The sequence below is a fragment of the Loktanella atrilutea genome (assembly GCF_900128995.1).
In the GTDB taxonomy this organism is placed as follows: Bacteria; Pseudomonadota; Alphaproteobacteria; order Rhodobacterales; family Rhodobacteraceae; genus Loktanella; species Loktanella atrilutea.
In genome coordinates, this window is record NZ_FQUE01000005.1 from 1 (window position 1) to 14900 (window position 14900).

Below are 14900 nucleotides of genomic sequence, written 5' to 3' on the forward strand. Positions count from 1 at the left end.
GGCTTTCCGAATGCCGATCTGGCTGCCGTCGGCGGGGAAGAAACCGCCACTGACAGTCCCGACAGCATGGAAAGCCTGCTTGCAGCGGCGCTCGCCCCGCCGGCGACGGAAGACTACGTCGAGCCGCCGCCACCACCGCCGCCGGTCACGACGCAGGATTACATCGATCTGTGGCGCGAACGAATTAGGGCCAATCCGATGCAGGTGCTGGACGAAATAGGTTTGGTTCCGAGCCCTGGCGGCTATACGATCACGGAAAACCACGACAGCGGGGTCACCCGCGCAGGATTGCAGGCAGGAGATCTGGTGAAATCTGTCAACGGTCAGCCCGTCGGCAACGTCGACAGCGATCGCGCCCTCTATGACGAGGTCGCGAACAGCGGGTTGGCGCGAGTCGAGATCGAACGCGAAGGCCGGTCCATCGTTTTGTCATTTCCGCTGCAATGATGCGTCGGGTCATCATCGCGCTCATGGTGCTGCTGATCGCCGCCGCGCCCCTGCGGGCGCAAGACAGCACGTATACGATCAACCTGCGCGACGCCGAGATCGCGGTGCTGGCCGAGCAGGTCACCGACATCACCAAGCGCACCCTGATCCTGGACCCGGGCCTGACCGGCACGGTCACCGTCGTCTCGGCCGAGGCGCTGGACGCGCCCGGCATCTGGGCGCTGTTCCAGTCGATCCTGCGCTCGCGCGGCTTCGTCGCCGTGCAGGCCGGCACCGTCTGGCAGGTCGTGCCCGAGGCCGAGCAGCGCGCGGTCAGCGGCCCCACCGACACCACCCCCGTCGGCCAGCAGGACGTGGTGACCGAGATGCTGCGCCTCGACCGGCTGCCCTCGGCCGAGGCGGTGCGCGTGCTGCGGCCGCTCGTCGCCGAAAGCGGCTACCTGGAGGCGGTGGAGGATCCCAACGCGATCATCATCACCGACACCCGCGCCAACGTCGACCGGATCATGCAGATCGCCAACGCCTTCGACGGCGACGCCCAGGTCCGCGCGGAGGTCATCCGCATCCGCAACGCCGAGGCGGCCTCCATCGGTCAGGCCATCCTCGATGTGCTGGGACCGGCGGGCACCGGTGCCCGGTTGAGTGTCGATGCGGGCGCCAACGTGCTCTTGGTGCGCGGCACACCGCAGGACATCGAGGAGATCCGCCAGCTTGCCCAGTCCATGGATGTCCGTGCGCCGACGGCCCCTGGCGCGCAGGTCAGCACCCGCGTCTTCGCCCTGCAATACGGCGATGCCGCGATCATCGCCGAGATCATTCGCGGGACCGTGGGCGATGGAACCAGCATCACCAATCCGGTCGCCGCCGACGTCGGGGCCGTCGATCCCAACGCGGTCGATGCGGACGGCAATCCCATCGCCGGATTCTACACGCCGATCACCCGGGATGCGGCGACTCCCACCGCGACGATCACACCCTCGGTGGAAACGAATTCCGTCATCGTGCGCGGCACGCAGACGCAACTGGACGAGATCGACCAGCTGATCCACGCGCTCGACGTGCGGCGGCCCCAGGTGATGATAGAAGCCGCGATCGTCGAGGTCTCGGGCGACGTGGCCGAACGGCTGGGCGCGCAGCTTGGCTTCGGTGTAGCGCAGGCACGGGGGGCACTGGGGGCCACATCGTTCAGCAACGGCGGCGTGTCCCTGCAGGGCGTCCTTGCCGCGGTGGGGGCACCTGCCTCGGTTGCGCTGTCGACCGGGGCGACGCTGGCGGCCAGCAACAACGACTTCGGCCTGCTGGTGCAGGCGCTGTCCAATTCGACCCGCGCGCGGCTGCTGTCCACGCCCTCGGTCTCGACACTCGACAACGAACCGGCGACCATCGTCGTGGGCCAGAACGTGCCGTTCCGCACCGGCAGCTTCGCCACCGACGGCAACACGGTCACGCCCTTTACCACCATCGAACGGCAGGACGTCGGCATCACCATGAACGTCGTGCCGCGCATCACCGCCGGCGGCGTCGTGCAGCTGGTGATCGAACAGGAAATCTCCAGCCTGGTGAACGGCAACGTCGAAGGCGCCGCAGATCTGGTGACCAACCGGCGGGTCATCAACACGACCGTGATGGCCGACAACGGCGGGACGGTGGTGCTGGGCGGGCTGATCACTGACGACCGTCTGAGCAGCGAACAGAAGGTTCCGGGGCTCGGCGACATCCCCGTGGTCGGCAATCTCTTCAAGTCCCGCGACGCGCGCGAGACGCGCCGCACGCTCTTCGTCTTCCTGCGTCCCACGATCCTGCGCGACCGCCACGACATCGAGGCCGCGAGCGCGAACCGCCTGACGCGCCTGCGCCAGGCCGACGCCACCGCCGTCCCCCGCACGATCCTGAGACAGCAGGAAGTCCGCCAGCTGCCGCTGGAAATCCAGGGGCTTTACTGACAACCTGACGTGACCCAACTTCCGGCGCGGCTCTGGCCGATGCCGCGTGACCTGCCCCCCGGAATGTCCCTCGCTTTAATGTAGAGTTTGCTTCATCACGAAGGAGCAGACGACATGAGGAAACGCCGCTTCACCGAGGCGCAGATCATTGGGATGATCAAGGAGCAAGAAGCCGGAATGGCGACGGCGGAGGTCTGTCGCCGCCACGGTCTCAGCCCGGCCACGTTCTACAAGCTCAAGGCCAAGTATGGGGGCATGGACGTGTCCGATGCCCAGAGGCTGAGGGCGCTGGAGTACGAGAATGGCAAGCTGAAGCGGCTCCTGGCGGAGGCCATGCTCGACAATGTCGTGCTGAAGGATCTCTTGGGAAAGCCCTGACGACACCGAACGCGCGGCGGGACGCGGTGCTGAGGGCGGTGCGAGACCATGACATCTCGCAACGCCGGGCCTGCGTTCTGACAGGTCGTCGATCCGAAGACGGTGCGGCGCGAGCGGTCGCCCGACAATCTGGAGATCCGCACAGCGATGCAGGAAATCGCCGCCGTGCGCCGGCGGTTCGGCTATCGGCGCATCGGGCTGCTGCTGGAGCGCAGGGGCATGCTGATGAACCCGAAGAAGCTGTATCGGCTCTCCCGCGACGAAGGGCTGTCGGTGCGGCGCAGGCGCGGCCGCAAACGGGCCCGCGGCACGCGCACACCGATGCCCTTGGCCATAATGCCGAACCAGCGCTGGTCGTTGGACTTCGTGGCGGACACGTTCGGGGCGTCGCGCAAGTTCCGGATCCTGGCGGTGATCGACGATTGCTGCCGCGAGAACCTGTGTCTGGTCGCCGACACCAGCATCTCGGGCGCGAGGGTGGCCGCGAACTGGATGCGCTGGTCAGGACCTATGGAAAGCCGGCTTGCATCGTCAGTGACAATGGGACGGAGTTCACCAGCCGGGCCATCCTGAAGTGGGCCGATCAGAACGACGTTGCCTGGCATTACATCGATCCCGGCAAGCCGCAGCAGAATGCCTTCATCGAAAGCTTCATGTATAGACGGCCCCGCGGGCGCAAGTGTTTTGAACGTGACCTTCATCGGCGGGTGCGTTCATGTATTCGGCCTGTTCGCGCAGCCTCATACATGACTGCTGGCCCTGATGGTGTCCGCGGATCGAGGCCTCATCAACGGGACGCGCTTTGGCGCGCTTAAAGCTCTTCGGGCTTTCTCGATCCTCAGCTCTGCCGATTTGTCATCACGCTGTTATTGCACTTGTGCCATCTCACTGCCTCTTCGTTTGTCGATCCTTTATGGCTGAGCGCTCCGGAATACCTCTCCCGTGGAGAGCATTGCCCATATCGTCCGCGCCAACTTGTTTGCGACCGCGACCGCCACGACCATGGGTCGGCGCCGTTCCAGCAAAGCCTCAATCCACGGACCATCTACACGGAAGCGGGCCTTCGGATACCGGACCACGGTGCGGGCTCCCAAGACCAAGAGATGGCGGAGATACCGGTCTCCTTGTTTGGTGATGCCACCAAGCCTGTGCTTGCCTCCCGACGAGTTTTGTCGCGGCGTCAGTCCAAGCCAGGCAGCAAACTCCCGCCCCGACCGAAACGCCGAAGGGTCCGGGATGGTCGCTGCAAATGCCGTCGCGGTAATTGATCCTATTCCCGGTATGGTGGTAAGCAAGCGACAGGTCGAATTGGCTTTGTGGATCTCTGCCAACCGGGTGTCGATCCCGTCGATCTGCCGGTTCAATGCATCCAGTTGCCCGACGAGAGCATTCAAAGCGAAGTTCGCATCCTCTGGCAGCTCCTGCCGTAGCTCGTCCAGCTTCTCGACGAGAGCGTCGACCCGGTGCCTACCCTGAGCAACGATAATGCCATACTCGGCCAAATGTGCCCGAAATGCGCAAGCCGCCATCGTTCTCTGTCGGACCAGAAGCCCTCGGGCTCTGTGCAGCATCAAAAATGCCTGATCCTCACGCGATTTGATCGGGACAAAGCGCATGTTGGGACGGGTCACTGCTTCACAAATGGCGGCCGCATCAGTGGCGTCGTTCTTCGCCCCCCGCCGCACAAACGGTTTGACATAACCTGGAGGTATGAGGCGCACGTCATGGCCGAGCTTCTGCAACTGACGGGCCCAGTTGTGGGCAGTCGCACACGCCTCGATGCCGATCAGGCAAGAGGGTAGCGACTCGAAGAAAGGTAGAAGCTCACGACGCGTTAGCCGCTTGCTGTCGAGCGTTCTGCCGGACGCGTCGGCGACATGCACGTGAAACACGTTCTAGGCCAGATCAAGGCCCACGGTGGCTGGGTTCATGGGAATACTCCTTCTGCAAAGTAGGACCAATATACGGTCCCTGATCAGGAGCGGGGCCGTCTTCCCCATCAACGGCAGCCTGCGCGACGAGCTGCTCAACGAGGAGATCTTCGACACCCTGGACGACGCGCGCCGGAAGATCGCCCTCTGGCGCTACGACTACAACGCTGTCAGGCCGCACTCCTCACTTGGCAACCTGACGCCGCTCGAAGCGCGCCGAACGCTTGCGCTCCCTGATGGCTCAGCGCCCGGCGCGCTTGCCATGAAACCACCCGCCGACTACCAATCTCAAACCGGCAGACTCTCGTTATGATCGAGGGACCAACGGGGGGCAGGTCATGCAGCTTGTTAAGTGCCGCAATTTGAACTGACGCAGATCCTCTCGTTCGTTCGCCGCCCAATCGCCATTTTTGTGGAGTCCGCGCAGCAACGAAATTCTTGCTGCAGTCAGGAAGCCAGCCACTTGATATAGATGAAGGTCAGGATCAGCACGACGACGACCTGAACGATCATCGCCTTAATCAGGAATTTCGAGCGCTTGGTATCTTCGTCAACGTCGATCTTCTTCATGGTATGCCTTTCAGTCTTTTGTCTGTTTCAATGATGACTGCCCGTCCGGATCGTCACACCGGGTTGGACATGATGTAGGCCAGCAGCCCGACCGCATCGCGCAGCTGGCCGCGGGTGATCTGACCGCCGAAGCAGACGCGGATCGATTCCGCCGGCGGGCCCAGCACGGTGAAGGCGTCCGAGGGCATCATGCCGAGCCCGGTGCCGGCCATCCGGCCGATGATGTCGGCGCGGGTGGCGCCCTTGGGCAGGTGCAGCCAGACGTTGAAGGCGTGCGGCGCGGCCTCGTAGGTGAAGGGGGCCAGCAGCTGCGCCGCGATGGCCTGGCGGGCCTGGGTCTCCTCGCGGATGAAGCGGCGGATGCCGTCGGCCGTGCCGTCGGTGATCCAGCGGGTCGCCAGCGCCATCATCAGCGGCGAGGGCATGACCGAGATCACCTTGAGCTGATGCGCGAGGTCGCGGGCGGCGTGGCTGGTGGGGGCCACCGTATAGGCCAGCCGCAGCCCCGCTCCGATGCATTTCGCCAGCCCGCCGATGTGCCAGACCAGATCCGGCGCAAAGCTCGCCAGCGGGGCGGGCGGATGCGGCGGGATGAAGCCGTAGGCGTCATCCTCGATCAGCGGCAGGTGGTGGTCGAGGATGACATCCGCCACCGCCTGCCGCCGCGCCAGCGACATGGTGCGCGTCGTGGGGTTGTTCAGGATCGGGTTGAGGTAGAGCGCCTTGGGCGCGTGCTGCCTGATCGCCGCATCAAGTGCCTGCGGGTCGATTCCCTCCGCATCGCCCGGCAGGCCGATCAGGCGCAGGCCGAGGCGGGCGCAGATGCCGCGCAGGCCGGCGTAGGTGATGCCTTCGCACAGCACCACGTCGCCGGGCTGCGCAAGGCCCATCAGGATGGCGAGGATCGTGGGGTGGGCGCCGGGCGTCACCGCGATCCGGTCGAGCGACGGGACGAGGCCGCGGAGCGAGAGCCAGATCGACGCCGCCTCCTTGTCGATCTGCCCGCCGGTGGAGGACTGATAGCGCAGAAGGTCGATCAGGTTGGCGGAGACGGTCTGCAACCCCGCTTCCATCCGTGACAACAGCGCCGGGTCGGATGGCTCCGGCGGCAGGTTCATGGTCAGGTCGACGTCGGCGTGGCGGCGCAGCTCCTGCTCGGCCGGGACCGGTTTGCGCCCGACGACGAAGGTGCCGCGCCCGACGTGGCTGTCGACCAGCCCGCGCGCCTTCGCCTCGGCGTAACCGCGCGAGACGGTGGTGAAGTCGATGCCAAGCCGGTCGGCCAGCACCCGCTGCGGCGGCAGGCGCGCGCCGTCGCGCAGGGTGCCGGCGTTGATCCCTTCCGCGATGGCATCGGCCAATTGAAGGTAGCGCGCGGCACCGTCGCGGCGCAGGGTGGGCATCCAGTCTCTCATGCAGACGTCCTAGACGCGATTCTGGCGAAATTGAAGCGCTTTGTCTGGATATTCTGGCCGGCCGAATAGAAATCGTTTGCCGCGCGCCGTCAAAACAAGCGGCTGTGGCGTCGGCCGGGCAAATTTCCACGTCGCACCATTTAAATTGACTGCAAAATTAGTCGCAACATTGATTGGATCCGGACGGGCGTCGCATCGTCATCCCACACCGCAAGGCCACCAGAGGCCCGCCACACACAGGGGAGCGATCACAATGCCGGCAGTCACGCAGGAAAAGCACAAGGACGGCGACTTCTTCGTCGATTACGAGGACAAGGTCTTCGAGGACGTGAAGGCGGAACCGGGCCAGAAGGCGCTGGTCACCTTCCACACCGTCGCCTTCGAGGGGTCGATCGGCCTCGTCAACATGCTCAACGCGATCCGTCTGGCTCGCAAGGGATTCGAGACGTCGATCCTGCTCTACGGTCCCGGTGTCACGCTGGGCATCCAGCGCGGCTTTCCGACGCTGGGCGACGCGGCCTTCCCGGGGCACCAGAACTTCGCCGACAACCTCAAGAAGTTCATGGCCGAGGGCAGCAAGATTTACGCCTGCCGCTTCGCCCTGCAGGCACTCTACGGCCACGGCGAGGCAGCACTTCTGCCCGGCATCATTCCGATCGCGCCGCAGGACGTGCTGGACCTGAAGCTGCTGCACGTCCGCGACAACGCCGTGATCGTCGACACCTGGACGCTGTAGGCATTCCCCGCCGGGGCCGACGCTGGCCCCGGCATCCCGCTTTCGGAGGACCCCCATGACCCGCACCGTCAAGGCCGCCGCCGTCCAGATCGCGCCGGACCTCGCCAGCCGCGACAAGACGATGGCCCGCGTGCTCGACGCCATCGACGAGGCGGCGGGCCACGGCGCGGACCTGATCGTCTTTCCCGAGACCTTCGTGCCGTTCTATCCCTACTTCTCCTTCGTGCTGCCGCCCTGCCAGCAGGGCAAGCCGCACCTGCACCTCTACGAGCAGGCGGTCACCGTGCCGTCCGAGGACACCCGCCGCGTCGCCGAACGCTGCGCGCATCACGGTGTCGTCGTGGGGCTGGGGGTCAACGAACGCGACCACGGATCGCTCTACAACGCGCAGCTGGTCTTCGACGCAGACGGCACGCTGCTGCTGAAGCGGCGCAAGATCACCCCGACCTATCACGAACGCATGGTCTGGGGTCAGGGCGACGGCGCGGGGCTGAAGGTCGTGGACACGCGCGTCGGCCGCGTCGGCGCGCTGGCCTGCTGGGAACACTACAACCCGCTCGCCCGCTACGCGCTGATGACCCAGCACGAGGAGATCCACGTGGCGCAGTTCCCCGGCTCCCTCGTCGGGCCGATCTTCGCCGAGCAGATCGAGGTGACGATGCGGCATCATGCGCTGGAATCGGGCTGCTTCGTCGTCAATGCGACCGGCTGGCTGACCGACGAGCAGATCGAGAGCGTGACGCCCGATCCCGCCCTGCAGAAGGCCCTGCGCGACGGCTGCATGACCTGCATCGTGACGCCGGAGGGACGCCATGTCGTCCCGCCGCTGACCAGTGGCGAAGGCATCCTCTACGGTGACCTCGACATGGCGCTGGTGACGAAGCGCAAGCGGATGATGGACTCGGTCGGCCATTACGCGCGGCCCGAACTCCTCTCGCTCAGGCACAACACCGACCTCACGCCGACGCGGCACGTCTCTGCCGCCGGCCCCGAATTCCAGCCCATTCCCCTGGAGGACTGACATGCAGACCGGCGACATCATCAACGACCTGCAGACCCGCGGCATGCGCCTTGTCGATCCGCGCGCCGGGGCGGACAGCCGGCGCGGCGGCGCGGGGCCGACCGACCACAAGGCCGTCACCATCGGCGGGCTGACCGTCATGGTGCCGGTCCATACCGCGACGGCCTTCGACTCGCCCTATCTGGTGGAGGCGCCCGACGCCGAGGGCCGCGCGCGGGTGACCAAGGACGGCGCGTTCTTCGCCGACGTGCAGTTCCCGCAGCGGGCGAAGTTCCTCGACCTCTCCACCGCCGACGGGGTGCCTTACGGCCATATCGCGCAGCTGCATGCCAAGGACGTGCTGGCGACGACGGTGCTGCAGACCTGCATCCGGTATGAGAGCCGCAAGAAGACCTGCCAGTTCTGTGCCATCGGCCAGAGCCTCGCCGCCGGCCGCACCATCGCCCACAAGTCGCCCGCGCAACTGGCCGAGGTCGCCCGCGCCGCCGTGCTGCTCGACGGGGTCAGGCACATGGTGATGACGACCGGCACCCCCGCCGGCAAGGATCGCGGCGCGAAGGTGCTGGCCGACAGCGCCGAGGCGATCCGCGCCGCCGTCGACCTGCCGCTTCAGGCGCAATGCGAGCCGCCCGAGGACGACGCCTGGCACCGCCGGATGAAGGACGCGGGCATCGACAGCCTCGGCATGCACCTCGAGGTCGTGACGCCGGAGCTGCGCCACCGGATCATGCCGGGCAAGGCGCAGGTCCCGCTAGAGAAATACTTCGACAGCTTCGCCGCCGCGGTGGAGGTCTTCGGCTGGGGGCAGGTCTCGACCTATATCCTCGCGGGGCTGGGCGACACGGAGGAGGCGATCCTCGCGATGTGCGACCGGCTGACGGCGATCGGCGTCTATCCCTTCGTCGTGCCCTTCGTCCCCGTCAGCGGCACGCCGCTGGAAAGTCATCCCGCGCCGTCCTCGGCTTTCATGCACCGCGTGCTGGCGCCGCTCGCGCAGATGATCGTCGACCGGGGCATGCGGGCCGAGGACATCAAGGCCGGCTGCGGCCGCTGCGGGGCCTGCTCGGCCCTGTCGGCCTTCGAAAAGTTCAAGCGCCCCGCGCTGGAGCCCGCGTCATGATCATCGAACGCCCCGAAGCCTTCGTCACGCCGGAGTTCCTGATCCGCCTGGCCACGCAGGCGTGGGAGATCGGGGGAGCCGCGTCCCTGCGGCACCGGACCTTCGTCACCGAACAGGGCATCTTCGCCACCCACGACCGGGACGCCATCGACCGGGTCGCCCTGCCGCTGGTCGCCCTGTCCACCATGGCCTCCGAGGCGGATGAGGTCGTGGGCACCGTGCGCATCCACGAGGAAACCCCCGGCGTTTGGTGGGGCGGGCGGCTGGCCGTGGCCCCCGCCTATCGCCGCGTCGGGCGGCTGGGGGCGGAGCTGATCCGCCTCGCCGTCGGCACCGCCCATGCGCAGGGATGCACAACCTTCCTCGCCCACGTCCAGATGCAGAACGTCGCCCTGTTCGAGCGGCTGAACTGGCAGCCCTTGGGCCAGCAGGACCTGCACGGCCATCCGCACATGAAGATGCAGGCGGACCTGGCCGCCTATCCCCCCGTCGCCGACCCCGCGCGGGGGTGGATGGCGCTGACCCGGCGCGCGGCATGACCGACCTCGCCGCCCTAGCTGCCACGCTCGCCGCGCACCCCCATGTCACGGGCAAGCGCGACATCGACGTGGCCTGTGCGGCGCTGGGTCTGACGCAGGACAGCGCGGGCCGCCCCGGCGACGATGCCGCCGCGATCCGCGACGGCGACGGTTGGCAGCTGATGGCGACCGAAGGCTTCATGAACGACTTCGTGGCCGCTGCGCCGTGGTTCGCGGGCTGGTGCGCGGTCATGGTGAACATGTCCGACATCCTCGCCATGGGTGGCCGACCCACGGCCGTCACCAACGCACTCTGGGCCCCCGACGCCGCGACGGCGGCCGAGATCCTGCGCGGGATGAGGGAGGCGTCGGAGGCCTACGGCATCCCCATCGTCGGTGGCCACACCAACCTGCGCACAGCCCAGCCGCAACTCGCCGCCGCGATCTGGGGGCGGGCGAAGGCCCTCATCACCAGCTTCGACGCCCGCCCCGGCGACGTGCTGATCGCGGCCGCCGACTTGCGCGGCGATTATGCCGGCAGCAGCAGCAACTTCCCCGCCTTCCTGAACGCCCCCCACGCTCGCCTGCGCGGCGACATGGAGATCCTGCCGGGACTGGCCGAAGACGGCCTCGTCACCGCGGGCAAGGACATCAGTCAGGGCGGCATCATAGGCACCGCCGTCATGCTGGCGGAGTGTTCCGGCGTGGGCATCGCCATCGACCCCGCGCGGATCGCCGCACCGGACGGCGATCTGAGCCGCTGGATGACGGCCTTCCCCAGCTTCGGCTTCCTGCTGACCGCGACGCCCGGGGACGCGCCGGAGGTCCTCGCCCGCTTCCACGCCCGCGAGATCGCCGCCGCCGTCATCGGTGAGGTCGCGCCGGGCAGCGCCGTGACGCTGACGGATGGCACGGACCGGCACCTCGTCTGGGACCACGGCGCGCGGCCCTACCTCGGCCTCGCCCCCGTCAGGGAGCCTGCCTGTGCCTGAAGTCACCTTCCGCATCCGCTGGCCCGACGGGACGGAGGAGGCCTGCTATTCCCCCTCCACCGTCATTCACGACCACCTGACCGCAGGACAGACCTACAGCGTCGCCGACTTCCACGACCGCGCGCGCACCGCCCTCGACCTCGCCGCCGAACGGGTCGCCGCCAAATACGGCTTCCGCTGTTCCTCCGCCGATGCGCAGGCCGCGCAGATCGCCGCCCGCGTCGCCCGCTACCAGCCACAGGAGCATGTCACATGCCTGTCCATCCGTTGAAGCCCGCCGCCCGCACCCATGTCACCACCGTCGTCGTCGGCGCGGGGCAAGCGGGCATGTCGGCGTCCTACTACCTGTGCCAGGCGGGAATCGACCACGTCGTGCTGGAACGGCACGCGCGGTTCCATGCCTGGAAGGCCGACCGCTGGGACAGCTTCTGCCTCGTGACCCCGAACTGGCAGTGCAAGCTGCCGGACTACCCCTACCGGGGCGACGACCCGACCGGGTTCATGCTGAAGGATCAGATCGTCGACTACGTCGAGGGCTTCTGCGCGACCTTCGATGCCCCCCTGCGCGAGGGCGTGACCGTGACGCGGGTCGAGAAGGTGGGCGAGCGGTTCGAGGTCGACACCGACCGGGGCCTGTGGTCCGCCGATCACGTCATCGTCGCCTCCGGCGGCTACGACCGGCCCATCACGCCGCCCTTCGCGGGCCGGCTCGATCCCGCCATCGCGCAGATCCATTCCAAGGCCTACCGCCGCCCGTCCGACATTCCCGACGGCACCTGCCTCGTCGTCGGCACCGGGCAATCGGGCGTGCAGATGATGGAGGATCTGTGGATCGCCGGGCGCGACGTGCGCCTCGCCGTCGGCCCGGCCCCGCGCAGCCCGCGCTGGTATCGCGGGCGCGACGCGACCGACTGGCTGCACGCGCTGGGATATTACGCCATCACCATCGATCAGCAGCCCGACCCGAAATCGACCGAGGCCAAGACAAACCACTACATGTCGGGCCGCGACGGCGGGCACGAGATCGACCTGCGCCGCTTCGCCCGCGACGGGCTGCGGATGTACGGCTCCGTGGCGGACATGGAGGGAACCACGATCCGCTTCCTGCCGGACCTGGAGGCGAACCTCGATGCCGCCGACAAGAGCTACCTCGGGATTCGCCAGATGATCGACGACTACATCGCGAAGGAAGGGATCGACGCGCCCGAGGAGCCGCCGTTCGAGAAGGTCTGGCGGCCCGAGACGGAAGAGATCGAGATCGACGCGGCGGCAGAGGGCATCACCTCAATCCTGTGGTGCATCGGCTTCCGGCCGAACTACGACTGGCTACGCGTCGACTGCCTCGACGACCGGGGGCGGCCGATCCACCGGCGGGGCATCTGCGCGGCGGAGGGTGTCTATTTCCTCGGCCTCGGCTGGCTGCATACCTGGGGATCGGGTCGCTTCCTCGGCGTGGCGGAGGATGCGGAACACGTCGTGCGGGCTATCGCGGAACGGGCAACCATACGGCGCGTAGGCTCCGGGTAGCCGTTTATGCCTGCCGCCTGGCGGAAAGCATCTGATGGTGTACGGACTATGCTGAGACTGCAGTTTCCAAGCAAACAACTGTAGAATATTTAAAGATTCGCTTCGCCTCCCGGAGTCAAACGCTGCTCCCCATGATCGCGTCCCAGCAGAATTCATCTTCTTCAGAAGCAGTCGGGGTACGAAAGTGATCCTTCACGGCAGCCCATGCAAACAGGATTCCAACGAATGATTGGATCAAGGTCCCCTTACGGCCCAGACCTGCCATTGGCTTGATGGTCGAATGCTGCGGTGCAGCTTCACGATATCGGCCATTCATCCCTCGCGCAGCATTTTCGAAGGTGAAGGTCGGCGGAGCGGACAAAGGAAGCATCTGCTCAAGTTATCGCCATCTCATCATGCAGTTTCTCGAGGAGCTGGACCGCGTGTGAGACATCACGTCCTTTATCAGCGCCTTATCTCGCCATCGTTTGCATGATGACCTCTGCGGCCTCCTTCGGGCGGTCCCATTGCGGAAAGTGGCCGCACCGCTCGAACCAATGCAACCGCGCGGTGGGGAAGGCCGCTTGCGCACGCTCCGCCTGACGTGGCAGCAGGAGACGGTCCTGACGTCCCCAGCCAATCGTCACGCGGCCCGGAGGCGTGGCGGTCCCCTGCTGCAACGGACCACGCGCCAGTTCGCGCAGCATCGCGTCGAAAACGTCTGTCTCGGCTATGGCCGTCAGCTCGTTCCGGACCAGCATCGGATCGAGGGCGCCGGGCCTCGCCGACAGTTGCGCGAGCAGAACGGCCCGCACGGCGCGGCTGTGCGAGAGCGCCGGAATGCGCCGCCGCAGGAGGCGCACCAGCCGGACCGAGGCGGCAAGCGTGGAGCGGAACCACGCCGTCTCCCAGCCGCGCCAGAAACCGCCCGGATCAAAAGCGACCGTGTGGCCGCCGATGCCGCGACGTGCCAGTTCCAGCACCAGCCGCGCGCCGACAGAGCTGCCGACGGTATCGACGCCGGCGAGCCCGTTCCGGTCGATGAAGTGCTCGAGCGCGTCCGCATAGGCGGCAATCGTCTGGCGCCCCGGAAGCGCCGGAGATGCCCCGTGCCCAGGCAGATCGACCAATACGACCTCGCGTCCGCGAGCAAGCATCGGCAGGATGCTGTCCCAGGACCGGACGCTTCCACCCAGCCCGTGAACCAGGAGCAAGGGTGGTCCTGCACCGTGACGTTCGCAATTCAATTCCATGTTAAAGGAACGCTCGGCAGCGGAACTGGTTCCGCCAGTGGTGCTGGTAGCCGACGGCGCCGTGCAGCGGACACGCATCTTCCGGTCCTCCTGCGCATCGCCGCCACCGACGCCCCGGCGCAGCAGATATCAATTCCTGCCCCCTGTGCGGTCGTCTCGCCGCAGTCAAGGACGGCTCAAAGCAGTCGTTTAGAGTTGGCCGCAACCCGCCAGTCAGTTTCTGCAAAGCAGTCATTGCCGCGCATCGAGGCACCTGCGGTCGCAACCGGTCTTTACAGCGCATGGTCTGCTACTCGCCCTCTCACGCGATATTGCCAGCCACAGCGGTCGGTCGCCGGTCTCCTGCCAGGACGTGGGGGGCCGCCGACGATCCCCGGACAAAAAGATCGCACCGGATGTAGAAACCCCTCCTTGCCGTTCGTCCCCCTATCGAAGCCACCATCGGCTTCGGACATCGACAAGGAGACAGGACATGTTTCGACCCACGATCCTGGCGGCCGCCCTCGCCTGTGCCGCTCCGGCAATGGCGCAGGACTTCCCCACGGCAGAAGACCTCTCCGCCGCGCACGGCACGTTCCGCAGCGCGGCGCCCGAACCGTGGTATGGCGGCTTCGGCACGCGCGAGTTCATCTTTGCGGACGGCCGCTGGCACCTGATCTTCACCCAAGCTCTGGACCCGGAGATGACACTCCGGACATTCCAGTTCCGCACCGGCGGCCCGTTCGAGGTCGGCGCGGCCTCCACCACCGTTCCCGGTGCCTTCGACGCCATCTTTTACGAGAACTGGAAACACGTCACCCTGCTGACGGAGGATCCTGCGATTATCGCGGGGATGGGGATGGCGGACTGCGGTCTGACCTATAATATCGAGACCGACATTTCCGTGACGGGCTGCGCTGCATGGCGTCCGGTGGCGGTCTGCGGCGAGGATCACGACCTTTTCGCGATGGATGCGGCCGGTGTCTATTTCGGCGTGCGGCCTGCCGACAACGACATGTGCGCGCCCGACAAGCGACCGACCGCCCTGCTGCCCGTCGTCGCCCGTTACTGACCACACCAGAGAGGACCGA

The 14900-nt window shown here is 66.6% G+C and carries 13 protein-coding genes and 3 pseudogenes; 12 read left to right on the top strand and 4 right to left on the bottom strand.

What is annotated here, in order from left to right:
• The 3 genes and pseudogenes from BUA54_RS11260 to BUA54_RS11270 all read left to right on the top strand — a co-directional run.
• Nucleotides 1-447, top strand: a pseudogene (locus tag BUA54_RS11260) (hypothetical protein); the annotation flags it as partial.
• Entirely contained in the window at nucleotides 444-2390 is a 1947-nt protein-coding gene (gene gspD, locus BUA54_RS11265; protein ID WP_072857375.1) for a type II secretion system secretin GspD, read from the top strand. The pseudogene BUA54_RS11260 and the gene gspD, both read left to right, overlap by 4 nt.
• Nucleotides 2391-2504: 114 nt before the next feature.
• Nucleotides 2505-3583 (top strand): annotated as a pseudogene (locus BUA54_RS11270) (IS3 family transposase).
• A 96-nt stretch (nucleotides 3584-3679) separates the two neighbouring features.
• Here the strand turns inward: BUA54_RS11270 and BUA54_RS11275 are convergent.
• Nucleotides 3680-4660, bottom strand: coding sequence for an IS110 family RNA-guided transposase (locus BUA54_RS11275; protein ID WP_143155408.1), 981 nt, complete (start codon nucleotides 4658-4660; stop codon nucleotides 3680-3682).
• Nucleotides 4661-4769: 109 nt separating this feature from the next.
• On the opposite strand from BUA54_RS11275, the pseudogene BUA54_RS11280 reads away from it, so the two are divergent.
• Nucleotides 4770-5012, top strand: a pseudogene (locus BUA54_RS11280) (integrase core domain-containing protein); the annotation flags it as partial.
• A 134-nt stretch (nucleotides 5013-5146) separates the two neighbouring features.
• On the opposite strand, the gene BUA54_RS21750 reads toward BUA54_RS11280, so the two are convergent.
• Nucleotides 5147-5269: a hypothetical protein gene (locus BUA54_RS21750; protein WP_281250644.1), complete on the bottom strand. Its 123-nt coding sequence runs from the start codon at nucleotides 5267-5269 to the stop codon at nucleotides 5147-5149.
• Nucleotides 5270-5322: 53 nt separating this feature from the next.
• Nucleotides 5323-6684, bottom strand: coding sequence for an aminotransferase-like domain-containing protein (locus tag BUA54_RS11285; RefSeq protein ID WP_072857376.1), 1362 nt, complete (start codon nucleotides 6682-6684; stop codon nucleotides 5323-5325).
• 253 nt (nucleotides 6685-6937) lie between these two features.
• Here BUA54_RS11285 and BUA54_RS11290 point away from each other — a divergent pair, with 253 nt between their 5' ends.
• The 7 genes from BUA54_RS11290 to BUA54_RS11320 are packed head-to-tail and all read left to right on the top strand — an operon-like array spanning nucleotide 6938 to nucleotide 12598.
• Nucleotides 6938-7420, top strand: coding sequence for an MSMEG_0572/Sll0783 family nitrogen starvation response protein (locus BUA54_RS11290; RefSeq protein ID WP_072857377.1), 483 nt, complete (start codon nucleotides 6938-6940; stop codon nucleotides 7418-7420).
• Between the two features lie 55 nt (nucleotides 7421-7475).
• Nucleotides 7476-8441: a Nit6803 family nitrilase gene (locus BUA54_RS11295; RefSeq protein ID WP_072857378.1), complete on the top strand. Its 966-nt coding sequence runs from the start codon at nucleotides 7476-7478 to the stop codon at nucleotides 8439-8441.
• Nucleotide 8442: 1 nt separating this feature from the next.
• Entirely contained in the window at nucleotides 8443-9561 is a 1119-nt protein-coding gene (locus tag BUA54_RS11300; protein ID WP_072857379.1) for an MSMEG_0568 family radical SAM protein, read from the top strand.
• Entirely contained in the window at nucleotides 9558-10100 is a 543-nt protein-coding gene (locus tag BUA54_RS11305; RefSeq protein ID WP_072857380.1) for an MSMEG_0567/Sll0786 family nitrogen starvation N-acetyltransferase, read from the top strand. Before BUA54_RS11300 ends, BUA54_RS11305 begins: the two co-directional genes overlap by 4 nt.
• The gene (locus BUA54_RS11310; protein ID WP_072857633.1) at nucleotides 10097-11071 is read left to right on the top strand and encodes a sll0787 family AIR synthase-like protein; all 975 of its coding nucleotides are present in this window, start codon (nucleotides 10097-10099) and stop codon (nucleotides 11069-11071) included. The genes BUA54_RS11305 and BUA54_RS11310 overlap by 4 nt, the downstream gene beginning before the upstream one ends.
• Nucleotides 11064-11342 carry an MSMEG_0570 family nitrogen starvation response protein gene (locus BUA54_RS11315; RefSeq protein WP_072857381.1) on the top strand — a complete coding sequence of 93 codons (279 nt, stop codon included), beginning with the start codon at nucleotides 11064-11066 and terminating at the stop codon, nucleotides 11340-11342. The genes BUA54_RS11310 and BUA54_RS11315 overlap by 8 nt, the downstream gene beginning before the upstream one ends.
• Nucleotides 11324-12598: an MSMEG_0569 family flavin-dependent oxidoreductase gene (locus BUA54_RS11320; RefSeq protein ID WP_072857382.1), complete on the top strand. Its 1275-nt coding sequence runs from the start codon at nucleotides 11324-11326 to the stop codon at nucleotides 12596-12598. The genes BUA54_RS11315 and BUA54_RS11320 overlap by 19 nt, the downstream gene beginning before the upstream one ends.
• 452 nt (nucleotides 12599-13050) lie before the next feature.
• Here BUA54_RS11320 and BUA54_RS11325 read toward each other — a convergent pair whose 3' ends face one another.
• Nucleotides 13051-13791, bottom strand: a complete 741-nt coding sequence (locus tag BUA54_RS11325; RefSeq protein WP_218588279.1) for an alpha/beta fold hydrolase — start codon at nucleotides 13789-13791, stop codon at nucleotides 13051-13053.
• A gap of 511 nt (nucleotides 13792-14302) precedes the next feature.
• On the opposite strand from BUA54_RS11325, the gene BUA54_RS11330 reads away from it, so the two are divergent.
• Nucleotides 14303-14881, top strand: a complete 579-nt coding sequence (locus BUA54_RS11330; RefSeq protein WP_072857384.1) for a hypothetical protein — start codon at nucleotides 14303-14305, stop codon at nucleotides 14879-14881.
• The last annotated feature ends 19 nt before the right edge of the window (nucleotides 14882-14900 follow it).